At 59.7% G+C, this 23,108-nt stretch carries 19 protein-coding genes and 2 pseudogenes; 8 read left to right on the top strand and 13 right to left on the bottom strand.

Features of this window, described 5'->3' with window-relative positions:
• Positions 1-27: 27 nt before the first annotated feature.
• The 13 genes and pseudogenes from psiE-GI to BCS36_RS13440 form a co-directional block, all read right to left on the bottom strand.
• Positions 28-503: pseudogene (gene psiE-GI / locus BCS36_RS13500) on the bottom strand (heat resistance protein PsiE-GI).
• A complete protein-coding gene (gene kefB-GI, locus BCS36_RS13495) occupies positions 500-2,215 on the bottom strand; it encodes a heat resistance system K+/H+ antiporter KefB-GI (protein ID WP_291303368.1) in 1,716 nt (571 codons plus the stop codon). The pseudogene psiE-GI and the gene kefB-GI overlap by 4 nt, the downstream one beginning before the upstream one ends.
• Before the next feature lie 3 nt (positions 2,216-2,218).
• Complete coding sequence (trx-GI, locus tag BCS36_RS13490; protein WP_291303367.1) at positions 2,219-2,659, bottom strand: heat resistance system thioredoxin Trx-GI; 441 nt, start codon at positions 2,657-2,659, stop codon at positions 2,219-2,221.
• A complete protein-coding gene (locus tag BCS36_RS13485) occupies positions 2,649-3,794 on the bottom strand; it encodes a hypothetical protein (RefSeq protein WP_029611654.1) in 1,146 nt (381 codons plus the stop codon). Before BCS36_RS13485 ends, trx-GI begins: the two co-directional genes overlap by 11 nt.
• Positions 3,795-3,892: 98 nt before the next feature.
• Positions 3,893-4,504 (bottom strand): HdeD family acid-resistance protein, encoded by a 612-nt coding sequence (locus tag BCS36_RS13480; RefSeq protein ID WP_000993372.1) that lies wholly within the window; start codon positions 4,502-4,504, stop codon positions 3,893-3,895.
• A gap of 85 nt (positions 4,505-4,589) precedes the next feature.
• A complete protein-coding gene (locus tag BCS36_RS13475; protein ID WP_016782891.1) occupies positions 4,590-5,477 on the bottom strand; it encodes a YfdX family protein in 888 nt (295 codons plus the stop codon).
• A 102-nt stretch (positions 5,478-5,579) separates the two neighbouring features.
• Positions 5,580-6,494 carry a heat resistance protein YfdX1 gene (yfdX1, locus tag BCS36_RS13470; RefSeq protein ID WP_291303366.1) on the bottom strand — a complete coding sequence of 305 codons (915 nt, stop codon included), beginning with the start codon at positions 6,492-6,494 and terminating at the stop codon, positions 5,580-5,582.
• Positions 6,495-6,516: 22 nt separating this feature from the next.
• On the bottom strand, positions 6,517-6,975 hold the full coding sequence (gene hsp20-GI, locus BCS36_RS13465; protein WP_032174845.1) for a small heat shock protein sHSP20-GI: 459 nt from the start codon (positions 6,973-6,975) through the stop codon (positions 6,517-6,519).
• A 78-nt stretch (positions 6,976-7,053) separates the two neighbouring features.
• Positions 7,054-8,883 (bottom strand): ATP-dependent zinc metalloprotease FtsH, encoded by a 1,830-nt coding sequence (gene ftsH, locus BCS36_RS13460; protein ID WP_291303365.1) that lies wholly within the window; start codon positions 8,881-8,883, stop codon positions 7,054-7,056.
• Between the two features lie 27 nt (positions 8,884-8,910).
• Entirely contained in the window at positions 8,911-10,341 is a 1,431-nt protein-coding gene (gene cls / locus BCS36_RS13455; protein ID WP_129350690.1) for a cardiolipin synthase, read from the bottom strand.
• 17 nt (positions 10,342-10,358) lie between these two features.
• Positions 10,359-13,208 carry a heat shock survival AAA family ATPase ClpK gene (clpK, locus tag BCS36_RS13450; RefSeq protein WP_291303364.1) on the bottom strand — a complete coding sequence of 950 codons (2,850 nt, stop codon included), beginning with the start codon at positions 13,206-13,208 and terminating at the stop codon, positions 10,359-10,361.
• Positions 13,209-13,300: 92 nt separating this feature from the next.
• Entirely contained in the window at positions 13,301-13,870 is a 570-nt protein-coding gene (locus BCS36_RS13445) for an Hsp20/alpha crystallin family protein (protein ID WP_092193030.1), read from the bottom strand.
• A 35-nt stretch (positions 13,871-13,905) separates the two neighbouring features.
• A complete protein-coding gene (locus BCS36_RS13440) occupies positions 13,906-14,187 on the bottom strand; it encodes a helix-turn-helix domain-containing protein (RefSeq protein WP_012761384.1) in 282 nt (93 codons plus the stop codon).
• A gap of 401 nt (positions 14,188-14,588) precedes the next feature.
• Here BCS36_RS13440 and BCS36_RS13435 point away from each other — a divergent pair, with 401 nt between their 5' ends.
• From BCS36_RS13435 to BCS36_RS13400, 8 genes and pseudogenes are all read left to right on the top strand, one after another.
• Positions 14,589-15,023, top strand: coding sequence for a hypothetical protein (locus BCS36_RS13435; RefSeq protein ID WP_291303363.1), 435 nt, complete (start codon positions 14,589-14,591; stop codon positions 15,021-15,023).
• 55 nt (positions 15,024-15,078) lie between these two features.
• The gene (locus BCS36_RS13430) at positions 15,079-15,312 is read left to right on the top strand and encodes a DUF2188 domain-containing protein (RefSeq protein ID WP_129350685.1); all 234 of its coding nucleotides are present in this window, start codon (positions 15,079-15,081) and stop codon (positions 15,310-15,312) included.
• A gap of 763 nt (positions 15,313-16,075) precedes the next feature.
• Positions 16,076-17,245, top strand: coding sequence for a Fic family protein (locus BCS36_RS13425; protein WP_192112112.1), 1,170 nt, complete (start codon positions 16,076-16,078; stop codon positions 17,243-17,245).
• 310 nt (positions 17,246-17,555) lie between these two features.
• A pseudogene (locus tag BCS36_RS13420) lies at positions 17,556-18,418 on the top strand (IS3 family transposase); the annotation flags it as partial.
• Positions 18,419-18,703: 285 nt separating this feature from the next.
• Positions 18,704-19,405, top strand: a complete 702-nt coding sequence (locus tag BCS36_RS13415) for an ERF family protein (protein ID WP_291303362.1) — start codon at positions 18,704-18,706, stop codon at positions 19,403-19,405.
• A 68-nt stretch (positions 19,406-19,473) separates the two neighbouring features.
• The gene (locus BCS36_RS13410) at positions 19,474-20,637 is read left to right on the top strand and encodes a hypothetical protein (RefSeq protein WP_291303361.1); all 1,164 of its coding nucleotides are present in this window, start codon (positions 19,474-19,476) and stop codon (positions 20,635-20,637) included.
• A gap of 92 nt (positions 20,638-20,729) precedes the next feature.
• The gene (locus tag BCS36_RS13405) at positions 20,730-22,058 is read left to right on the top strand and encodes an AAA family ATPase (protein ID WP_291303360.1); all 1,329 of its coding nucleotides are present in this window, start codon (positions 20,730-20,732) and stop codon (positions 22,056-22,058) included.
• Positions 22,059-22,067: 9 nt separating this feature from the next.
• Positions 22,068-23,105: a DUF3150 domain-containing protein gene (locus BCS36_RS13400; RefSeq protein ID WP_291303359.1), complete on the top strand. Its 1,038-nt coding sequence runs from the start codon at positions 22,068-22,070 to the stop codon at positions 23,103-23,105.
• Positions 23,106-23,108 lie beyond the last annotated feature (3 nt).

The raw sequence follows: 23,108 nt of genomic DNA, 5'->3' as shown, positions 1-23,108 counted from the left end.
TCAATGGCATACTTTTCGGGGGGAGGGTCACTCAGAGGTCTCGGCGGCGCGGTCGCCGCGCTTGCGCAGCAGCCAGTAGGTCGCACCCAGAGCCAGCGTGGCGCCTGCCAGCGCGGCTATCTTTGCGGGGCTCGCCTCGGGGTCAGGATCACGAACTTGCGCGCCAGCGCGATCAGGCCGATGAGGATCACGGTCTTGACCTGGATGATGCTGTCCCGACGCAGCGCCACGCGAACAATGGAATGCTTGAACTCCATCGCGATCAAGAGCGTCATGATCATGCCGAACACACTCTGGAATACCTTGTGATCCAGGGGATTGAAGGCATCGAGGACCAGCAGCGTGAAGACGATGGCGATGAGCTGGAACAGCGACACCACGATGATGACGGCAATTACCGCCGACAGAACGAAGGCGACGACCTGCTCGAAGCGCTCGTATAAACTCATGATGGCCCATTGGTCACGGAAGACCTGAAATGGGTTAAGGCGTGTTGATTTCATGACGATGAACTCCCTGGAAAACGGCTGCTGTCGAGACGGCGGCGCATTGCGCTGATGTGTCCTTCAATCAGCTCGGTCGACATGCCAAGCGTCGACATCACCTGTTCTGCCAGCCCAAGGCCTGCGGCAAAGGATTGCTGGTACACACGCACGTTGGGCATGGCGCGAAATGCATCGGCCGCGGTCGTACTTCTGCATGACACCCACAAGGTCAGCGCCGGACGGCGCTCGGCAATCGCCTGGGCGATGCGCAACGCTTGCTGGGCATGGGCGAACGTCAGCACCACCATGTGCGCATGCGTCAAGCCGGCAGCCAGCAAGGTATCGGGCCGACTGGCATCGCCATGGAACACCGGCGCGCCGGCGGCACGCGCGGCCTCGACCTTCTGCGCGTCCGCCTCCAGCAGCAGATGCGCCACGCCGGCGTGGCGAAGAATCTCGCTGACTGTCAGGCCAAGCTCGCCCGCGCCGCAAACGATGACATGGTCTCGATATCGCGCCGTCTGCGCGGCGATCTCGACTTCTTCAGCCTGGGGTGGCTGAATGACGCCACCGGTGCGGCTCAAGAACCGGGCAAGTACATCGTGATGGCGGATCAGTAGCGGTGCCAAGGCCATGCTGAGCACCAGCGCAACCAGCATGGGTTGTACGACGGTCGGGGGAATCAGATGCTGCTGCAAGACCATGCCCAACAACAGCAGGGCGAACTCGCCGCCATGCCCCAACGCTATGCCCGTGCGCCAGGCATCGAGGGCGGACAGGCGCGTCGCCCGCAAGGCCAGGGTGTTGAGCCCGATCTTGACCGGTACCAGCACTGCCAGCCACGCCAACACCGTCAGCGGTGCCGAAAGAATCTGTGCTCCGTCCAGCTGCAGGCCGACAGTCACGAAGAACACCCCCGACAACACATCGCGAAACGGTTTGAGGTGGTTTTCCATGTGGTGCCGGACGTCGCTCTCGCCCAGCACCATGCCGGCCAGAAACGCGCCCAGGGCGGCGGATACGCCGACGGCGTGCGCAGCGGCGGCCGCGGCCACGACCACACACAGGGAGGCGAGCATGAACGCTTCCTCATGACCTTGGCGAGCCACCCAGCCCAGCAGGCCATGCAACAGACGGCGCGAAGCAACCGCCGCTGCTGCGAACAACACCAGCACGCCCAACACTTCGAGCAGCATGCTCTCGACCTTCGGCGACTCGCCGCGCGCCCAGATCGCCAGCAAGGCCAACAGGGGCACGCTGGCCAGATCCTGAAAGACCAGCACGGCGATGGCGCTGCGGCCATGGCGTGTGGTGAGTTCACCCTGGTCGGCCAACTGCCGGCTGACCAGCGCCGTGGAAGACATGGCCGCCGCAGCGCCGAGCAGCGCAGCGCTCTGAGCTGGCTGCCCCAACCCCATCAGCATCAGGGTCAGAGGTGCGGCCACAACGACCATCTGCAAACTGCCAGCCACCAGTACGGTCTTGCGAGTGAGCCAAAAGTGCCCGAGGGAGAATTCCAGTCCGACCATGAACAGCAGTAGCGCCACTCCCAGCTCGGACAGAAAATCAAGCGCTTCTCCCGGCGCGATCACGCCGGTGACTGAGGGGCCCAGTAAGGCGCCGGCGGCGAGGTAACCCAGCAAGGCGGGTACTCTGAACGCCGCCGTCGCCACCGCCGCCAGGCTGCACGCCGCCAGCAGGATCAGGGTAGTGCCGAGCAAATCCTGCATCGGTCAGCGTCCCACATGTGCAGATGCCCAGCGCACGATGTCCTGCGCGCCCATGGCGCCTGTCTGGCGTGCGATCTCACGTCCGCCCTGGAACAGGGCGAGCGTCGGAATGCTGCGGATACCGAACTGCGCGGCCAGGTGGGGCTCAGCCTCGGTGTTCACCTTTGCCAGCCTGATCCCGGGTTCGAGCTGGCGCGCGGCTTGTTGAAACTGCGGCGCCATCATCTTGCACGGCCCGCACCAGGGCGCCCAGAAATCGACCAGCAGCGGCAGATCGCTGCGCTCCACGTGGCGCGAGAACGTCGCCGTGGTCAACTCGATGGGCTCGCCGGTGAACAAGGGCTGCTGGCAGCGGCCGCAGTTGGGACGATCCGCGAGCTTGGCGGCCGGCACGCTGTTGATGGACTGGCAATGTGGGCAGACGATGTGGAGTTCATTTTTCATGGTTCGCTTCCTTGGACTGCGGTGAGGTTGCCTCGCTTCGGATCACCGACATCGCCGACCAATTTACGCCTTTGATCCAATCGTTCCCGTCTTCGCTCACGCCGGCATCTTCCACGTGAGCCGCAATGAAGGCTTCGGCTTGAATGAGCCCCGCTCTGACAGCATCTATCTTATTAGGCATCCGCAGGATTTCAGCAGCGCAGCCTGCATCCAGCCCATCCACCCGGATAAGCAGAAAAATGCGGCGCCACAAGTGCGGCATACCCTTCATCAGGTCGAATGCAAATGCGAATTCGCTCGATCTGTCACCAATTTCCTCCTGTTCGGCGATTGCTGCTGGGTCGGGAAGCCGACTATCAGCCATGACGTCGGCCAGGCTGAGTGCGTCATCAGGCTGATAAAACTCGTAGAACTCTTCCTCTACCATGGCCTCCGCCATGTCCTGCGCATCCGCTTCGACCGGCGCATCCAGCGAAACGGCCTCGCCATATTGCCGGCTGTTTGCCACTTCGCGATCAATGACGGCAAAAAGATGCTTCAAAAGATCGAGGTAAGCGGCATTTTCTTCTGGAACGGATGTCCATACCGATTCAGCCAGAGCAATCGCTTCGTCCACCACGTCGTGCAGCGTCGGATAATCGCGAGGCAAATCACCGGCGGCATGCAGATAAGCCAACTCGCGTTGCGCAACGGCCTCAACCTTCGGCAGCAGCGTCTCGATTATCCCGCGTGCTTGCTGGACGACAGAGGCAGGTTGAGTGTCGATCCGCGCCTTGAGCTCGCGCAAGCGTTCACGACGCGCCTTACGCTTGATTTGATCCTGAGCGCTCAGCCGATCAAAGTGCTTCTTGGCCTGCCGGAACAACGCCTGCGCTAGCATGTGCGCGAGAGGCGTCAGATCGTTATGCGATGCAGTGACGCTGACGATTTTTTTGCCCGGCAAGTGCATGTGGCCACTGGCCGTTAAGCGAGATCCTTTTTTCGCGCGTTCGAGGACGATTTGAAGACGTACCGAATCTTCGGAGCGCTTTTCGATCAGCGGCTTGAGAGCGGGTTCAACCGCTTTTTCTACAGACATTCGCCAAGGTTCATGAAATTCTTTTTCGACGAGTCGATAGCTATATTGTATACGCATGCTCAAGCCCTTTAGGGTTGTCCGCCCAGGTGAGTGGACCCGGGTGATTGGATATGTTGATTTTCAAAGATGATCTTACGGTTTGGTTTTTCACGCCCTTACCTCTGACGCGCTTTGCGCAAACGCCAACTAAGAAGCAAAAGAGTCATACCGAAGATCGCAGCATGGAAACCCAATACCCAGCCCGCGGCCAGAAATGATTCGATCGGGCGGGTAAAAAACATCCATAGGATGATCGCACCGAGGAGCACGGAAAGCAGGCCGCTGAGGGCAAGCCAGATCTCGCCCTTGATTTCCCGGCGTAGACGAACGGCGGCGGATATCTCCAGCATACCGGTGAAAATTGCCCAGAATGCCACGCTTACCCACAAGAAATAGGCCAACGCCAAAGTGGCAGCCAGAGGGGCAACTACCACAACGACACCGGTGAGTATGCCGACGATGCCGCTGAACAACAGCCAGCCCCAGCGCTGCTTTTGCCGCATTTGCCGCACCGCTGCAACCAGGTTGAACGCACCATTGACCAAAGAAAATGCGCCGAACACTATCGTCATGGCGAACAAAGCCGAGTGTGGCATCCAGAATGCGAGGACTGCAAAAATCAACGCGAATATGCCGCGCAGCGCAAACAACCACCAATTTTGGGTCAGTGAACACACGGCATCGGCAGGGTTATCCGCATTCGAATCGGCGATGGTATTTGCATTCATGCGATATCTCCTTGATGGATCATGAGATCAGGAAAATCAAGCCTTCATCGCGAAGAGAGGGGCTATTCGCCCCTCTCTTGCGGTTTTAGAACAGCTTTGACAGTCTCGCCTTGATTTCATCGAGCCAGCCTTTTCCGCTCCCGCCTCCGGCCGTCTTTTCCTTGACTTTCTTGAGTTCAGAGTACAGGGGCTCAAAGTCCTTCTTTTTGCCATAGCCCAGCAGTTCTGCCATTTCCAACTGCTGCCGGGCTTCGTTTAACAAGTCCTGCAGGCGTTCACCGGACGCCTCGCTGCGCTGGCCATCTTCTGTCAAGGTCTCGGCGCGCTTGACGAGCAGTTTGGCGCGCAGGATGGGCAGCGGGATGACGCTGAGTGTCTCGACGAGCGTGCCGAGCGCCAACTGCAGCGCGGCCTTGGCCTCTTCGATCTTGCCCTGATCGATCAGCGGCACGACGGATTTCACGGCTGCCGGGTAAGTCGCCAGAGGGATGTTGGTGACCGCAATCACGATTTCGCTGGCCAGCAATGCCAACACGCGACGAGCGCGTTGCACCTCGCCATGTTTGAGGGCATCCAGCGCCTCGTCAGTCATCGCCTCAACGGTTTCCGTGTTGGCGAACAAGTCGTGCACGATGGTGCGCACATCAACGGGGGCCAGGGCGAGCGTGGGTTCGCGTGCAACGATCAGCTCCAGCTTTCCCGTCACTTCGGCCAGCGTTGCCAGTGCTCGCGCGGATTCTTTTTCGTCCAGGGCCGCCAGCGCTGATTTGGTCAGCGCCAAGGCCGAGACGGCCTCATCGAGGACTTGTTTACGTTTGTCTGCCGCTTGCGAGTCCGTTTCCTTCTGAACCTCAGGCTGTACCTCCGTGACGACTTCGGGCTTGGGCTCTGGTCTGGCAGGAAGGCTGCTTACCGCGGCCTGTTCGTTCGTGCCTTCGTTGATCGCGTTGGGATTCGATGTTTGCTCATTCATGGTGATATGCCTCGTATGAGATAGTGAAAATAGGGGAATCTATTGGGGCCGACTGCGAATATCGCGAGACTGACCGACCGAACAGTCGGCCCCTTCATCACCTCAAAACAGCTTTTGGATGCGCGTCTTCAACTCGTCGAACCATCCATTGCCGCTTTTGCCACCAGCCGACTTTTGCTCAATGGACTTCACCTGATCGAAGATGGGTTTGAAATCCGCCTTCTTGCCATAACCCAGGATCTGCGCCAGCTCGATTTCCGTGCGCACGTAGGCCAGCAGGGCGCTGAGCTCCTCGTTCTGCTTGGCATCGCGCTTGTCGGTCTCGGCCAGCTTTTCAGCTTTTGCCATCGCGGCTTCAGCCCGTAGCACGGGCAGAGGAAAGGCGACCGAGGTCACCACCAGCGTGTTCAGTGCTCGGGCGAGTTCCGCCTTGGCGTCGTCGATCTTGCCGCTGTCGATGAGCCGTGCGGCCGACTTGATCGCTGCCGGGTACGTTGCCATCGGCAGGTTGTCGGTTTCGATCACGATTTCGCTGGCCAGATTGGCAACGATGGGCCGGGCCTTTTGCACCTCGCCATCACCCAACAACTCCTGAGACAACTTGACCGCTTTCTTTACCGATTCCACGTTGGCGTGGATATCGTGGGTGATGACGCGTACATCGACGGGCGCCAAAGCAAGTTTTGGGTCACGCGCCAATACCAGTTCCAGCTTTCCGCTGGCCAGTTCCAGCGCAGCGAGCGCCTCCTTGGTCTTCTTTGCATCAAGGAGGATCAATGCCTCATGGGTCTTGGCCAGCGCAGTGATTGCATCTTGGGCGAGTTCGGCGCGCTTTTCCGCGGCTTCCCGGGCGACCTTGTCATCTACCTGTGGCTGTGCCGCCTTGGATGCGGCAGAGGGTGCTGCAGCACCTGGGCTAGAACCTGCCGCCGATTGGGCCAGAGCCGGTCCGCTCAGTCCGACGACGACCGCCAGGGCAAGTGCGGAGAAGATGTATTGTGGCTGTTTGATATTCATGATCTTGGGCTCCTAATTAAAGTTAGTTGACTGAGATTTCAATCTGTTTCGGTTTGGCTTGCTCGGCCTTGACAAGCCGCACTTCCAGCACGCCGTCTTTCATGGAAGCCGTCACCTTGGTCGGATCAACGTTGTCAGGCAAGACAAAGCTGCGCACAAAGCGGCCATACGCACGTTCGATGCGGTGGAACTTCTTGCCCTGCTCCTCTTTTTCCAGTTTGCGCTCGCCGCTGATGGTGAGCACACCGTTTTCCGCGCTGACGCGCACGGCATCCTTGGGGACCTCCGGCAGATCCAGCTTGAGGAGGAATGCGTTCTCATCCTCGCTGATATCCACCATTGGTGCCCAGTCCGCCGTGGTCATGGCTTCGTTGCCGGTACGGGCGCCCTGTCGCTGGGGTGTCCGTCCGAACATCGTCGCCAGGCGGTTTTGCAATTCATCCAGTTCCCGGAAGGGGTCCCACGGAGTCAATGCAGACATATCGGTTCTCCTTGAACAATGCCGGCGAATTGGATGACGCACCGAACAGAGCCGCCGGTTCACTCTGAACAGCGCCTACTACTTTTCGTTTCTATCAAGAACAAGTCCTTGGGTCAATTGAAGGATGTCGTTCTCGTCGAGCGTTTCCCGCGCCAGCAGTTCGCGCGCACAACGCTCCAGCACCGCGCGGTTGGTGTCGAGGATCCGGTAGGCGCGCTCGAACACGCCCATCACGATGTCGCGGATGGCCTGATCGATGCGCGCCTGGGTCGATTCGGCCACCCGGCAGCCGCCGTGGGCCAGTTCCGGTGTATCGAGAAAGCGTGGCCGCTGCGCCTCGAAGGCGATGTAGCCCAGTCCTTCGTCCATGCCAAAGCGGGTGATCATGTCGCGGGCGATGTCGGTGGCTCGCGCCAGATCGTCCGCCGCCCCGGTAGACAACTCGCCGAACACCAGCTTTTCGGCGGCACGCCCGCCCAGCAGTACGGCGATCTTGTGCTCGAGATCGGTACGCGTCATCAGGAAGCGGTCTTCGGTGGGGCGCTGCAAGGTGTAGCCCAGCGCGCCGATGCCGCGCGGGATGATCGAGATCTTGTGCACGGGGTCGGTGCCGGGCAGCGCCAGCGCCACCAGCGCATGGCCCATCTCGTGATAGGCCACGGTTTCCCGCTCCTTGGGATTGAGTAATCGGTTCTTCTTCTCCAGGCCCGCCACGATGCGCTCGATGGCGGCGGTGAAATCCTGCAACTCCACGGCGGACGCTTTGCGCCGGGTCGCGGCCAGCGCGGCCTCGTTGACCAGGTTCGCGAGGTCTGCACCCGAAAAGCCCGTGGTCAGCGCAGCCACCTGTTCGAGATCGATATCCTGAGCCAGCGTCACCTTCTTGACGTGGACTTTCAGGATGTCCAGCCGTCCCTTCTTGTCGGGCCGGTCCACCAGCACCTGGCGGTCGAAGCGGCCGGCGCGCAGCAGCGCCTGGTCGAGGATTTCGGGGCGGTTGGTGGCGGCGAGGATGATCAGCCCCACCGAGCTGTCGAAGCCGTCCATCTCGGTGAGCAGCTGGTTGAGCGTCTGCTCACGCTCGTCGTGGCCGCCGATGGGCCCGCCGACGCCGCGTGCACGGCCCAGCGCGTCGAGTTCATCGATGAAGATGATGGCCGGCGCCTGCCCGCGCGCCTGCTCGAACAGGTCGCGCACCCGCGCCGCGCCCACGCCGACAAACATCTCGACGAACTCCGAGCCGGAGATAGAGAAGAACGGTACCCCGGCCTCGCCCGCCACGGCCTTGGCCAGCAGGGTCTTGCCCGTGCCGGGCGGGCCAACCAGCAACACACCTTTCGGGATGCGCGCGCCGAGGCGGCCGTAATCCTGCGGGTTCTTCAGGAAGCCGACGATTTCGACCAGCTCGGCCTTGGCCTCATCGACACCCGCGACATCGGCAAAGGTGACGCCGGTGTTCTTCTCCATGAACACCTTGGCGCGACTCTTGCCGATGCTCAGGAAACCACCCATGCCCTGCTTTTCGGCGAAGCGGCGGAACAGGAAGAACCAGACGCCGAAGAAGGCCACGGCCGGCAGAATCCAGGAGAGCACATCACGCAGCCAGGTGCTTTCCACCACTCGCGCGTAGGACACATCGTATTTCGACAGCTGCTCGGCCAGGTCGGGTTCGACGCGGGTGGCCACGATGGTGGTCTTGCCCCGGCTGTCCGGCGACTTCAGGCGCCCGGTGACCGTGCGGTCCGACACCAGCACTTCGGCGACGCGCCCCTCGGCCAGCGCCTTCTCGAATTCGCTGTAGGGCACGGGCTCGACGGTCTTGGCCGCCTGCCAGTAGTTCTGCAGCGTCAGCAGCAACAGGCCGGCGACGATCCAGTAGCCAATGTTCCATTGATCTTTCTTTTCCATGGGCAATGTTCCTCGCAAGTCGTGTCGCTAGAGAATGGGAGTGAACAGACGGGCCACCCCGTCGCGCAAGCGGATGGCCAGCGGGCGGGCGCGCAACGCCATCGCCGATATCTCGTCCGCCGCATCACGGGCGGCATCAAAAAGGGATGACAGCCGCGTAGACAACGCGGTGTCGTACACCTCCACATTGAACTCGAAGTTCAGGCGCAGGCTGCGTGCATCCCAATTGGCCGAACCCAGGCAGCACCACTGGCCGTCTATCAGCATCAGCTTGCTGTGGTCGAACGGGCCCGGCCGTTCGAAGATGCGCACACCGTGCTCAAGCACCTGCCAGTAGTGGGCGCGCGCCGCCCATTGCACCGTGGGATGGTCTCCGTTCGCAGGCGTCAGCACCTCGACGCGCACGCCGCGCAACGCGGCCGTGCTCAGCGCCGCGATCATCGGCTGATCGGGCACGAAGTAAGGTGTCCAGATGCGCACCGAATGCTTCGCCGCGCTCAAAGCGCCCATGAAGGTCCAGCGCATCCTGTCCAGGGCCTCATCGGGACCGGCCTCGATGCCGCGCGCCCAAGAGGTTCCTTGCTCATCAGCCGTTGCGGGCGGTTCGCCCCAGAAACCCTCGTTGAGCCGCTCGCCCGTGGTATCGCACCAATCGTCGGTGAAGCACCGAATCAGATGCGCAACCACCGGCCCGCGCAGACGAAAGTGCAAATCGTGACAGGCCTGCTCCGGCGCATCGGGCCGCCAATACGGGCTGAAGATGTTCATGCCGCCGGTGAAACCCGTCTCGCCATCGATCACCAGCAGCTTGCGGTGATTGCGCAGATGCGCGCCATGCAGGCGCGCGGGAATCAACGTCGGGTTGAACGTCGCCGCCGGAACGCCGGCGCGTTGCAAGGCGCGGTAGGCGCTGCGGGGCCTCCAGCGGGCATAGACGTCGTCGATCAGCACCCGCACTTGCACGCCGCGCTCATGAGCCCGGCGCAGCGCATCGACGAACTGCGCCCCGATGCCTTGGCCGTCGAAGATGTACGAAGCCAGCGCGACGCTGTGCCGCGCCGATTCGATGGCGGCGAGCATGGCCGGGTAGGCCTGCTCGCCATCGATGAGCGGCTCGATGCGGTTGCCGCTGGTCAGCGACTGGCCGGTGGCGCGTCCCACCAGGTACGCCAGGCCGGCAAGCGGCGGCGATACGGGCTCGGGCATCGTGGGCGAGAGGTCCTGCCGAACAGCAGGATCTGCCCCCGGGAAGAGCCGCCGCGCCCGCCGCTGGTAACGGTTGATGCCGAACAGCCCATACAGCAGCGAACCGCCCAGCGGCAACAAGGCGATCAGCAGTACCCACAGCGTGGCCGATCGAGGGTCACGCTTGTAGATGACCGCGTGCCCCGCTATGGGGATAGCGACCGCCAGCGACACGAGGGTGGCTGCCCATGTCAGCCCGTTGGGGTCGGACACGACAGCCTCCTCATGACTCAAGATTCGCCGCCCGCTGACTTCTTCTTGCGCGCAGGCTTGCTCGCGTCGCTAGGCGGCGTCTCGGCCGCGTTCGCGGCATCGGGCTTCTCAGGCTCGGCCGGCTTCGCGGGTGGCTCCTGGCGCTCGAAGACCACCCGTTCGGCCTTGTCGTCCCAGCGGGCGCTGGCGTGATCGGCCTTGCCGATACCGCCACCCAGCATCTCGCGCGCCAGTGCCGTCTCCAGCTCGCTGCGGATCAGCCGCTTGAGCTCACGCGCGCCGAACTCGGGCTTGTAGCCTTCCTCCGCGAAGTGATCGATCAAGGTCTGATCGAAGGTCAGCGTCACGCCCTGGCTGGCGGCGTTGCGGGCCACACGATCGAGCTGCAGGCCGACGATATGGCGGATCTCCTCCTTGCCCAGCGCATGGAAGACGATGATCTCGTCGATGCGGTTGAGGAACTCGGGGCGGAAGTGTCCGCGCAGCACGTCCATCACCTCGGACTTGGTCTTCTCGTATTCCTCGCCGGCGGCGCCACGGGCCTTCAGCCGACGCTGGATGATGTCCGAGCCCAAGTTCGAGGTGGCGATGATGATGGTATTGGTGAAATTCACCACCCGGCCCTTGCCGTCGGTGAGCCGCCCGTCGTCGAACACCTGCAGCAGGATGTTGTAGACGTCGGGGTGAGCCTTCTCGATCTCGTCCAGCAGCAACACGCTGTAGGGTTTGCGCCGCACTTTCTCGGTGAGCTGCCCCCCCTCGTCATAGCCCACATAGCCCGGAGGCGCGCCCACCAGGCGTGCCACGGTATGGCGTTCACCGTACTCGGACATGTCGATGCGCAGCAGCGCACCTTCATCGCCATAGATCGACTCGGCCAGCGCCTTGGCGAGTTCGGTCTTGCCCACGCCGGTCGGTCCGAGGAACAGGAAAGTAGCAACCGGCTTGCTGCCCTCGCGCAGCCCCGCCCGCGACAACCGCACGGCATCGGCCACCGCGCGCACCGCTTCGTCCTGGCCCACCAGGCGCTCGTGCAGCCGCTGCTCCAGATGCAGCAGCTTCTCGCGTTCTTCCACCGTCAGCTCGTTGACCGGAATGCCGGTCAGGCGCGAGACGATCTGCGCGACATGCTCGGCCTTGACTTCGGCGCTGCCCGAGGCGCGCTCGCGTTCCCATTCCTCGACGAGCTTCTTGAGTTCAGTCTCCTTGGCCTCGATGCGCTTGCCCAGCTCGGCGGCCTTGTCGTACTGCTTGCGCGAGGCCACATAGTCCTGCTCACGCCGCAGCTGGTGCAGTTCGGACTCCAGCTCTTGCACCGCCACCGGGCGGGCCGTGGCCGACAGCTTCACGCGTGCGGCCGCCTGGTCGAGCAGGTCGATGGCCTTGTCAGGCAAAAAGCGCGCGGTGATGTAGCGGTCCGACAACTCGGCGGCGGCGATGATCGCATCCTCGGTGATGCTGACCTTGTGGTGCGCCTCGAAGGTGTCGCGCAGGCCGCGCAGGATCATCATGGTCTGCGCTACCGTCGGCTCGGGCACCATCACCGGCTGGAAGCGGCGCTCCAGCGCGGCATCCTTTTCGATGTACTTCTGATACTCGTTGAGCGTGGTGGCGCCGATCAGGTTCAGTTCGCCGCGCGCCATCATCGGCTTAAACACGTTGGCCACGTCCAGCCCGCCTTCGCCGCCACCCTGGCCTGCACCGACGATGGCGTGCACCTCGTCGATGAAGAGAATCAGCTCGCCCTGGTGCTCGGTCACTTCCTTGAGCACCTTCTGCACGCGCTCCTCGAACTCGCCGCGGTACTTGGCGCCTGCCACCATGGCGTTGATGTTGAGTTCGACCAGACGCTTGTCGCGCAGCGTCTCGGGCACTTCGCCGGCGACCATCCGCTGCGCCAGTCCTTCGACAATGGCGGTCTTGCCGACGCCGGGCTCACCGATCAACACCGGGTTGTTTTTCTTGCGCCGGGCCAGCACCTCGATGGTGGTCTCGATCTCCTGCGCACGGCCGATGACTGGATCGAGTTTGCCCTCGCGCGCCATCTTGGTGAGGTCGCGCGAGTATTTATCCAGCTCGGGCGTGTTGGTCGGCGTCTCGGCGCGGCCATCCTCGGCCCCTTTGCCGACCACCTTGCTTACCTGCTGGCGCAGCGCTTGCGGCGTGAGGCCGTAACGGCGCAGCAGGTTGGCCGCCAAACCTTCGCCTTCCTCGGCGAGCCCGATCAGGAAATGCTCCGGCCCGACATAAGAGTGGCCGAGTTCGTTGGAGGCCACGAAAGCACGGCTGAGCGCGTCCTTGACCCGGGGCGACACGCCGATCTCGCCCTCGAACGGCTTGTCGCCGCGCTTGGCTTCGGATTCGATCTGTCGCTTGAGGTCATCGACCTTGATCTTGAACTGCCCCAGGATGGTCTTGACCACGTCGCTGTCGGATAGCGCCAGCAGCAGGTGTTCGGTATCGACTTCGGCGCGCCCGAACTCTGCAGCGTGTCGGGCGGCTTCCTGCAACAGGGCCTCGGACTGTTCGCTGATACGGCTGGCGAGCCCACTGCCGCGACGGCGCGCGGTGCCCGTACCGGCCGGGGCGGGTTCGCCGAACGAGGCATCGACGACCTCGTCGGTATCGGCCGCCATGGACGGTGCGTCGTCACCGATGCGGAAGAAGTCGCTGCCAAGGAAGTCTTCGAACAGCCCGCTGCGCGAGCCGAACAAGGCTTCCAGCGGTGAGACGGTGCGCTTTTGCTGGCGCACCAGTTGGCGATAGTGATCGTCACACAACAGCATGGTGCTGTGGCGACCATTGAGATTGGCTTCCACCCGCACCGTGGCGGGCTGGCCGCAGACCTGGCATTGTTTTCTGGCCATGCTGATGCTCCTGTAAAGATTGATTTGATGAGACGCCGCCGATCACGGCGTCTCATCCTTTTGTGGTTTTGAGAAAAGCGAGCCGACCAGCGTCAGCCGTTGATCGGGATCGAGCGGCCCTGCTTGGGCGCGCTGGCCTCGCGCTTTTCCATCGTGATCGTGAGCACGCCGTTCTTGAAAGCGGCCTTGATCGTGTCCTGGTTGGCATCGGCCGGCAGGTTCAGAGCGCGCTGAAAGCTGCCGTAGGAGCGCTCCACCCGGTGGAAACCGCCGTCTTTCGTTTCCTGCTCCTGACGCTTTTCACCGCGCACCAGCAGCACGTCGTTGTCGAGCGTGATCTGGATGTCCTTTTCCTCGACGCCGGGAACCTCCAAAGAAATCTTATACAGCTTGTCGGTTTCCTGGATGTCAAGTGCCGGCTTCAGCAGGCCCGGCCAGTCCGACGGCCATCGCGGCATGGCCAGCGCCGGAAAGCCGAAGCCTCGAAATGCATCGTCAAAGAGGCGGTCGATCTCGCGATGCAATTGCAGGATGGGACTGACGGGCCCACCCGCCACCGGCAGGTCATTGCGCTGCACCGGCAGCGAGGCAGTGCTCTGTTGTTCTTCCTGCTCCTTCTTGAACCAGTTCCAGGGAGCCAATTTCTTGAAATCAATGTCCATGTCACACCTCCAGAAGAAAAATTGAAGACTCTCGCTCACTCCGTTTGCCTGCGGCGACGGACAGCGCGCCCAGACGACACGGAGTGTTCCGCTGACTTTGGCTGCTCATCTGTGCGTATCACCTCCTTCTTTCTGCCTGCTTGGATCTGATCATTGATCCATCGATCGATTTCACTTTGACGAAACCGCCACGTCCCGCCGACCTTGAAGGCCGGAATCTCCCCGTGCGAGGCGAGCCGGTAAAGCGTCCGCTTGCCGACTTTCAAGTAGGCAGCCAACTCGTCGAGTGTGAAGATCGCCTGCTGGCGCGCTGTCATACCACCCCCACAAGTTCCGACGTCACGCGGCCTCGCTCGAGGAAGTTCTTGCAAGACTTTACAAAATATTACGCCTAACATGCCGAAAGTCAAGAATCAACATCCAGCGACCTGCTGGCCGATGGATGTGACTCCAATCTTCAAGGGCGATGGCCGGGATGGCCCGATCCGGTGACGACGGCAGCGGGTTGATCGGGACTTTTGTTATTGCATCGTCATCGGGCGTGGCCGTTCGGTTCTACCGGGATGTTGTTTCCACCTGCGCCCGGGCTTGCCGCGAACCTGCCGCCAACATCCGGGAGATGAAAGACTTTGTGAAACGCTACGAAGCGCACTGGGCAGATTGCGCCTGGCAGCCGGAGTGAACCTGTCTGGTTGAGTCAAAGCGCGAGGATTGATCAATGGTAACGGCAGATGCACCATTCGAGCAGAAAAAATTGGGCCGCAAGCATATCAAGAGCTTCGCCAGCGGCATCGCTCATATGTTTGCCTGTTCGGCCCAGCATTATGCCTGGCTGGCGTATCAGCACCAGTTGCTGACGGTGGCAATTGACCTCCTGGAACTGCGAATCGAACCATCGGAATTCGACATTGAGAGGAACCGGACTCTTGCCAGTATGTGTCAGAGAACACTCCTCCGAAACGCCGGGCAACTGGCACCACCTGGCGCTGTGGTTACGGCGTCTCTCTCTGCCCACTTCGGGATTGATGACTATTCTGAAGACGGCCGTTCTGCTTCGATTGGTAGGTCCGTTTTCACCGTGATCCTGACCGATGACCGAAGCAAGGAGTGGCGCGTTGACCATGCTGAGGAGCGGATGCTGATGCAATCGTAGCGGAGAACGGTTGGTGCAACTCATATCAACAGAAACCATGAAATAGGAGGCGACCATGCCAAAGAAACCAGGATCACATCATGTCGTACCCAACGCCGACGGCGGCTGGGACGTCAAGAAAGACGGCGCGACCCGCAGCAGCGGCCACTTCGACAAGAAGCAGGATGCCGTCGATGCCAAGCGCAAGATCAGCCAGAACCAAGGCACCGAGTTCTACATCCACGGCAAGGACGGGAAGATCCAGAACAAGGACAGCCACGGGAACGATCCGTATCCGCCGAAGGGATGATGTCAGGATCAATTCGATTCCCGTTTTGGGAACTGAACCGGCGTCCGAAAACCGGATTCGAAGTTGTTGATGAAAAGCCCCAGTTATCCGTTTTTACTGCAACCCGCCACCCTCGTCCGGTGCAGGGAAATCAGGGGAGAAAATCGTTTCTCTGGTCGGATTGTCGGGAAATGGTTGTGCGAGATGACTTCGGAGTTTATTATCAAGGAGTTACGAGGAACGCGGGCTCTGAGGCTGTTTTGCGGTAGGTCGGCGTTCCCTCCGATTTTGCCGGTCTGAGAGCTAACGCAAATCGGACTCACCTCAAATCCGCAAAAATTATTCACCCGGATTTCCCGCGTTTCCGACCTTCCGCCAAAGCCGCCTCGCATCGAAACCCAGATTTTTCAATGGGTTGAGCTTCAAGAGTGGTTCAAGACGAGTTCGAGGATTTTTCGGTGGGACAGAGAAAACGCAGGTCCGAAAGTGACCCCGAAAAGGAAATGGGGTTGAAACTGTACTTCCCACCCCCGGAGAATGCCCATTCCGGCCAACGGCCAGAAACCCTTTGATGGCAGGAGATTTCCGGCAATCGAAAAATCGGAGCCGTGGTTGTAATTTTTTTCCGCTTAGCAGATGTGTTGCAGCGTCGAACGCTCGTCTGAGGAAATCGAAGTGGCCGTTCAGGAAATCCGCTTGATCTTTCCTTCCCGATTCTTTATTTTAGGATGTGCAATGAAAATAAAATAAAGACGAACCTTATTTTAGGTTCGAGGCGGGCAGGATGAAGCGAGAACTCCAAGGCAGATACGTGACCATATCGACGGTGGGTGAGAAGGCCCAGGCCTTCGTGCCCGCGCCGCTGCCGCCACGTCCAGCCATCGAGTGGACGGCGGAGCTGCGCAGCAAGTTCGATCAGGCGCTGCTGGCGCTCGGGCGGCTGGACAGCGTCTCGACCCTGCTACCGGACACCTCGCTGTTCCTTTATATGTACGTCCGTAAGGAAGCGGTGCTCTCCTCGATGATCGAGGGAACGCAGTCGTCCCTGTCGGATCTGCTGCTGTTCGAACTGGATCAAGAGCCCGGCGTTCCGCTGGATGACGTGCGGGAGGTCAGTAACTATGTTGCGGCCCTCGACCATGGCCTGCGCCTGCTGGAGGAAGGGCTACCGCTGTCGCTGCGGCTGTTCCGTGAGATCCACGGTGTGCTGCTGAAGAAGGGCCGGGGCAGCAATCAGACCCCAGGGGAATTTCGGCGCAGCCAGAACTGGATCGGCGGCACCCGGCCGGGCAACGCGGCCTTTGTTCCACCGCCTGCCGAAGAAGTGCTGGAGTGCATGAGCAAGCTGGAGCTTTTCCTCCACGACCAGCCGGAGCCGACCCCGGTACTGCTCAAGGCGGCGCTGGCCCATGTGCAGTTCGAGACGATCCACCCGTTCCTAGATGGTAATGGCCGTCTGGGTCGTCTGCTGATCGCGCTGCTCCTGTGCGAGCAGAAAGTGCTGCGGGAGCCGATGCTCTACCTCAGCCTCTATTTCAAGACGCACCGCCAGTATTACTACGAACTGCTCAACAACGTGCGCATGACCGGTGATTGGGAAGCCTGGCTCGACTTCTTTGCTGAGGCCGTGATCGTCACTGCCACCCAGGCGGTGGAAACGGCCCAGCAGCTCCTCGACCTGTCGAACCAGGACCGTGACAAGATCAGTGGGCTGGGACGGGCGGCTTCATCCACCCTGCAGGTTCACCGGGCACTCATGGAGCATCCCATCGCCACCTCGGGCTCGCTGGTGGAGAAGACCGGCATCACCCCGGCCACGGTCAACAAGGCGCTCGGTCACCTCGAGCAGCTTGGCATCGTCAAGGAGCTGACCGCCCAGAAACGCAACCGCCTGTTCAGCTATGCGGGCTATATCGAGATCATGAGTCGCGGTACGGAACTGCCGGGCAGGTAGGCCAGTTCGATTCCGGTTTTCGGAATCGAATCAGATTCGTTGGGAGATTGTTCCTGGTATCCGCGCGGGTTGCAAACCCAGCATCCTCGTCCGGAGCTTGGAAATCGGGAGAGAAAAGTTGCTTCCTCGGTGGGAACTTGGGGCTCGACTTGACTTCCTATGTGAATCCCTTGTTTTTCAATGTGTTACGGGGAAGATTGAAGCTTGAGACTGAGTTGCGGTCGAGCGCTGTTTGCTCCACCAAAACGCTGGCCAAGCCCCTCAGAACGCCCAACGCACGGGGTGCAGACCAGGTTGTCTGAGGGGCTTTTTGCGTGCGGTGAGCGTCTCCCGCAGGCAGAGCATGGTTGATTCCAGCCATGCGCAGCTCAGTATGGTTCGTCAATGCGCTCTGCTCAAAATAGCCCGTCCCGGCCTGTATTAATTATGTGCCCAAAGGCGAATTCGGCCCTGACTCTTGTTCTTATGCAGGAAATCGACAGAGCCTTTACCGAATGGCCGTTCCTAGGAGTGCGCCAGATGCGTGATTATCTGGTCTGCTGGGCTATAGCGTGGGCAGAAAACGCGTTCGGCGTCTTATGCGCCTGATGGGGCTGATGGCGGTGTACCAAAAGCCCAAAACCAGTATTCCTCATCCAGAGCATACGCGCTACCTGTATCTCTTGCGGGGATTGTCCATCACCAGACCCAATCAGGTCTGGTGAGCGAATATCACGTACATCCCCATGCGCAAAAGGATTTTTGTACCTGGTGGCCGTTATGGACTGGCGCAGTAACAAGGTGCTGTCCTGGAGACTTTCCAACACCATGGACGCGGATTTTTGTGTCGCGGCCCTGGAAGAAGCCTTGGCGAACCACGGCAAACCCGATATCTTCAACACCGAGCAAGGCAGCCAATTCACTAGCTTCGCGTTCACCAATGTCTTGCGGGAGAACGGTATCCGCATTTCCATGGATGGCCGTGGCCGCTGGCTGGACAATGTCTTCATCGAACTCCTCTGGCGCTCGCTCAAGTATGAATGCGTGTATCTGCACGCTTTTGAAACCGGCTCCCAAGCTCGTGCCGAAATCGGCAGATGGATCGACTTTTACAATCGGCTCCGGCCTCACAGCAGCTTGGGAGGCTTGCCTCCGGACACTTACTACGAACAAGGGCTTGTAAAGGCAGCCTGATAAGGGAAAAACAAGCTAACGAATCGCTGTCTGCTGTCCGAACAATGGGGACCACCTCTATACTCTGCTTTAAACCCGTCAATCTTGACATATGAATCTAAGAACGAAACGCAGAAGATAGACCTACGAAAGCACCCCCAGGTAGCTAAAATTGTTATTCATCCAAGTTTAAGAATATATTATTCTTTCAAGAACACCATAGTAAGATTTCAAACAACCTGAAAACCCTGTCCAGCGCTAAGCTGGGCGGGGTTTGTCATTTTGCTATCCAAGGAGAATTTTCATATGAACCAATACCAATCAGAAAGCATCACCGACTTGGCCAAGGCCTTGCTCAACGTCCAGCGCACCGTGCAACCTATGGCCAAGGATGCTGAAAATCCTTTTACCAAAAGCTGGTACGCCAGCCTCAACAGCGTCATGGACGCCTGCCGTGATGCGCTCATCGAAAATGGCATCTGGCTGTGCCAGTACCCGGTGCCTGTTGAACAGCCCAACACCATAGGGCTGGTTACCAAACTGACGCATGCAGAGTCTGGTCAGTGGCAAAGTTCTTTGGCCGTAGTTCCTCTGCCCAAGGCCGATCCGCAGGGCATGGGATCGGCAATTACCTATGCCCGGCGCTACGCTCTAACCGCCATGTTGGGCATGGTAACTGAAGATGATGATGGCGAAGGGGCTAAAAATGGTAAAAAATCTCCTACACGGCCAAAATTGCCCACAATCACTCCTGAATCGCAAAAAAATCGACAACGCGACCCATTCATCACGAACAGCATTTCAACCCCTTCAAATCGCCCGTCAGCCAGCCTTGAAAGCCTTCCACCGATTGAAGGCGTCACCTACCAGCAAGTTACAGCCCAGGACGGACGCTCTTGCATCATCGCCACCGGGCATACTCAGCCAAAGAAAGAGCTGCTTATGGGGGCAGGCTTCAAATGGAATGCCCAACGCAAGATGTGGTGGAAGTATGCCGACGCCGCATAGTGAAAATCAAAACACTGAGTGAGAGGGCTGCCTGATGGCGGCCCTCTCGCGTTTATGGAGACTAAACCATGGAACAGAGGGACCGCACGGAAGGATTGCGAGCGTTAATCAGACAGGGGCTGCAGACTGTCTCTCAACAAAGTACAGCCGCCCATCTGGGCGACAGGTCCACATATGTGGGTATGAGCGACATCGGCCAGCACTGGGAATGTCCTCGTGCCGCTCTTGCCCGCAAGGTGCTGCCCACCGCTGACAGTCTGGAGCGCCTTTTGACCTTGCAGCGCGGGCACTGGTTTGAATCTGGGGTTGGGCAAGCTCTGACATCGCTGGGCCTGCATGTACTGCCCCAGCTTGAGATCAACTGGCAGCATCAGGGCGTGCCCATTAAAGCCCACCTTGATTTTGTGCTGGTCTGGGGTGCGCCCGTCAATGCCATACGGATTCTGGAAGTTAAAAGCACAGACAAACTGCCTGCTTCGCCGCACGATTCCCATCTGCTGCAGCTGCATGGCCAAATCGGTCTTCTGACAAAAGCATGGAGCAAACCAGTGTTCAGCCTGCGTGCTGAGGATGGCACGCTTTTGCATGAAAAGATGACCTTCCCTCAGCTTTGCCGTGCCCAACTTGGCCTTCAACTGCCCAAGCATGCTGACGCGGCAAGCCTGGAGGCATGGTTGCTCTACCTTTCTATGAAGGACGTGACCACCTTTGGCCCCTACATTTTCAATCAGCCCATGCTGAATACGGCCCTTGACCATGCAACACAGCTTTGGGGTGAGTTGACTGAATTCCGGACTGGGCAATTAACTCTGGCGCAGGTGAATTGCGCTCAAGGCTTTTACCCAATCTGTTCGTACTGTGAATATAACGGCGACTGCCCCAAGTTCCCACAGGGGGTGCAGATGCCCCAATGGGAGCCAGCACTGGAAAAACTGGCTGCCCTCAAGGAGCAGCGCACCGCTTTAGATAGCGAAATCAAAGAGATGGAAACTGTGCTCAAACTTGTTCACCGCCAGGCTGGCACACGGGATTGGGTAGACACGGGAAACTACCGATTCCGCATGTCTGTGACAGCAGGTCGAACCACGTTGGACAAGGATGCTCTGCGGGAGGAGTTGACCGAGATTTTTCATGCGGAGCATTTGGGAGACATCGACGTAAACGCCTTGCTGGCCCGCTGTGAGCGTACGGGCTCACCTTTCGAAAAATTGAGCATTTCGCCCATAAACTGAAAGATGTTTAGCTGATAGCCATCCCCCTCACTTTTATCACATTCACTACAACCGCCCCGCACTGGGGCAGTTTTCGTTTTAAGGAGCTATGCATGAATAATATCAACGACCTTTGTAAGCTGCAGCCCACGGATCTTGATGCCGGTCAGGTCTTCAGCGGCAAACCATCCGGCACCACTGTCAGAGGCTTCGCCGTCCCTTCGGCCTACACCCCGGCTATTGACCACGAATATATCTTCCATGAGTCCAGCCGTGACGTTGTGGTCTGGTTTCTCAACCCACAGGAACCGCTGTACGTCTTCGGCCCCACAGGCTGCGGTAAGACGACATGCATCAAGCAGCTGGCAGCCAGGCTTAACTATCCTGTCTTTGAGGTTACCGGACATGGGCGGCTGGAATTTGCCGACCTGGTTGGTCACCTGACAGTCAAAAACAGCAACATGACCTTTGAATACGGCCCGCTTGCGCTTGCCATGCGTTACGGGGCACTTCTGCTGCTGAATGAGATCGACCTGACATCCCCTGAAATTGCAGCAGGCCTGAACAGCGTGCTTGACGGCTCCCCCCTGTGCCTGGCGGAAAACGGCGGCGAACTGATTGTGCCACACCCCATGTTCCGTCTGGTTGCCACGGCCAATACCAATGGCGGTGGCGACGACACCGGCCTCTACCAGGGCACCCAGCGGCAGAACCTTGCATGGCTGGACCGCTTCACCATCTGCGAAGTGGGCTATCCCTCTGCCGATGTGGAAAAAAGCCTGCTTGCCCGGCGCTTCCATTCGCTACCCGAATCGTTGTGCGCCACCATGGTGGACTACGCCAATGAGGTTCGCAAGCTGTTCATGGGCGAGTCCTCTACCAGCAATCTGACCAATACCATTGAAGTAACATTCTCCACGCGCAGTTTATTGCGCTGGGGTGATCTGACCGTTCGCTTTCAGCCGCTAGCCCATCAGGGCGTACAGCCTGTAACCTACGCCCTTGACCGGGCTCTGGCCTACCGTGCAAGCCGTGAAACACGCGCCATGCTGCACGAGCTGGCTCAGCGTATGTTCCCGCAGCAGATGGAAGGTGAGGCCCCCAAAAAAGAAACGCCTGAAGCAGAAACCCTGCAAGGCGAGCAAGCCCTACGCTTCATGCGTGGCCATCTGCACCACACACCGACAGTGACCAAGACCCTCGTTCATCTTCAGGTAATCCACAATCTTTCCGGCAAAAAGCAGGACGGCAAGTTCTGGATCGGCGAGGCTAGCCCTGCTGGGCTCACGCTAAAGTGGGGCAAGCCGGACACCGTTGGCCAGCAGCATTTTATTCCCGCCGAAAACTGTGAGGGCAACAATTCCGTGATGGAGCTTGAAGCACGCGCAGAAAAGAAAATCAAAGAAGGCTACTCCCTCAATACAACAAGAAGCTCATTCTAGGAGGCTACTATGGCACAACTTGTTTCTGACATTCGTATTTTGGACAACTTGCTGGCCCTCAACCTCAACGTCAGCCTGTGGTCTGCCCGTCGTAAAATGAGTCAGGAAGACCTGGGCGGCGCAGAACTGCCCCCTGAAGATCTGGCTTCTTTGGGCTCAAAGCGCATTGCCGACCCGGAAAACCTCAAGGTGTTCGGCACACTCAAAGCCCGCGCCTTCAACTACCTTGACCGGCAAGGTGTACGGTTTATGTCCGGCTGGGCCATCCCTGAAGAAAAAGCCGGTGAAATCGTGCAGGAGCTTTGCAGCATCCGCAACGACTTTCAGAGAGAAAAAGAAGCCTTTCTGGCTGGTTACGACCAGAATGTACAGGCCTGGATTGAGAAGCACCACCACTGGGGCGCAATTATCCGCAATTCCATCGTGGGGCCGGACTATGTGCGCGCCCGCATGGATTTTCGCTGGCAGCTGTACAGGGTGGCTCCGCTGGAGCAGCACTCGGACAATACCGCTGTGCTGGAAGCAGGGCTGGCAGAAGAAGTGCAGGCCCTCGGCGGCACGCTCTTTGGCGAAGTGGCCAAGTCTGCCGAAGACATCTGGCGCAGGGTGTACCACGGCAAGACGGAAGTAACCCACAAAGCCCTTTCGCCCCTGCGGACCTTGCACGCCAAGCTCACGAGTCTGTCCTTCGTAGAGCCGCATGTGGCCCCGGTGGCTGACATCGTGCAGGCTGCACTGTTGCGCATGCCCAAGAAGGGCAACATCACCGGTACAGACCTGCTGCTGTTGCAGGGGCTGGTCTGCCTGCTCAAGGACAGTACTGCCCTTGTAGGCCACGCTCAGAAGGTCATTGAGGGCTATGGCCCGGCCTTTGTGCTGGATGCTCTGCTGGCTGGTCCAGCGTGCGTATCCGAGCCGGATGATCCTGCTGGACGGGTGGACAGCACCGTGGATGGAGAAATGGACGATGAACCCATCCTGCCTGAGATTCCCGTGGTTGACAGCCCGTTGCCTCATCATGCCATCCCCAGCCTGGGCCTGTGGTGACTC

It is taken from the genome of Desulfovibrio sp. MES5, assembly GCF_002237645.1.
Lineage (GTDB): Bacteria > Desulfobacterota > Desulfovibrionia > Desulfovibrionales > Desulfovibrionaceae > Desulfovibrio.
Note: the sequence above shows the minus strand (reverse complement) of the source record. Positions and strands in the feature narration are given on the sequence as shown.

Excerpts from the sequence above, each read along its gene's own strand:
- BCS36_RS13415 (WP_291303362.1), top strand. The coding sequence starts at position 18,704 with ATGAACCAATACCAATCAGAAAGCATCACCGACTTGGCCAAGGCCTTG.
- yfdX1 (WP_291303366.1), bottom strand. The coding sequence starts at position 6,494 with ATGAATATCAAACAGCCACAATACATCTTCTCCGCACTTGCCCTGGCG.
- kefB-GI (WP_291303368.1), bottom strand. The coding sequence starts at position 2,215 with ATGCAGGATTTGCTCGGCACTACCCTGATCCTGCTGGCGGCGTGCAGC.
- BCS36_RS13440 (WP_012761384.1), bottom strand. The coding sequence starts at position 14,187 with ATGACAGCGCGCCAGCAGGCGATCTTCACACTCGACGAGTTGGCTGCC.
- trx-GI (WP_291303367.1), bottom strand. The coding sequence starts at position 2,659 with ATGAAAAATGAACTCCACATCGTCTGCCCACATTGCCAGTCCATCAAC.
- BCS36_RS13430 (WP_129350685.1), top strand. The coding sequence starts at position 15,079 with ATGCCAAAGAAACCAGGATCACATCATGTCGTACCCAACGCCGACGGC.
- BCS36_RS13405 (WP_291303360.1), top strand. The coding sequence starts at position 20,730 with ATGAATAATATCAACGACCTTTGTAAGCTGCAGCCCACGGATCTTGAT.
- BCS36_RS13425 (WP_192112112.1), top strand. The coding sequence starts at position 16,076 with ATGAAGCGAGAACTCCAAGGCAGATACGTGACCATATCGACGGTGGGT.
- BCS36_RS13445 (WP_092193030.1), bottom strand. The coding sequence starts at position 13,870 with ATGGACATTGATTTCAAGAAATTGGCTCCCTGGAACTGGTTCAAGAAG.
- BCS36_RS13435 (WP_291303363.1), top strand. The coding sequence starts at position 14,589 with ATGGTAACGGCAGATGCACCATTCGAGCAGAAAAAATTGGGCCGCAAG.
- ftsH (WP_291303365.1), bottom strand. The coding sequence starts at position 8,883 with ATGGAAAAGAAAGATCAATGGAACATTGGCTACTGGATCGTCGCCGGC.
- BCS36_RS13400 (WP_291303359.1), top strand. The coding sequence starts at position 22,068 with ATGGCACAACTTGTTTCTGACATTCGTATTTTGGACAACTTGCTGGCC.
- BCS36_RS13485 (WP_029611654.1), bottom strand. The coding sequence starts at position 3,794 with ATGCGTATACAATATAGCTATCGACTCGTCGAAAAAGAATTTCATGAA.
- clpK (WP_291303364.1), bottom strand. The coding sequence starts at position 13,208 with ATGGCCAGAAAACAATGCCAGGTCTGCGGCCAGCCCGCCACGGTGCGG.
- BCS36_RS13410 (WP_291303361.1), top strand. The coding sequence starts at position 19,474 with ATGGAACAGAGGGACCGCACGGAAGGATTGCGAGCGTTAATCAGACAG.
- BCS36_RS13480 (WP_000993372.1), bottom strand. The coding sequence starts at position 4,504 with ATGAATGCAAATACCATCGCCGATTCGAATGCGGATAACCCTGCCGAT.
- BCS36_RS13475 (WP_016782891.1), bottom strand. The coding sequence starts at position 5,477 with ATGAATGAGCAAACATCGAATCCCAACGCGATCAACGAAGGCACGAAC.
- hsp20-GI (WP_032174845.1), bottom strand. The coding sequence starts at position 6,975 with ATGTCTGCATTGACTCCGTGGGACCCCTTCCGGGAACTGGATGAATTG.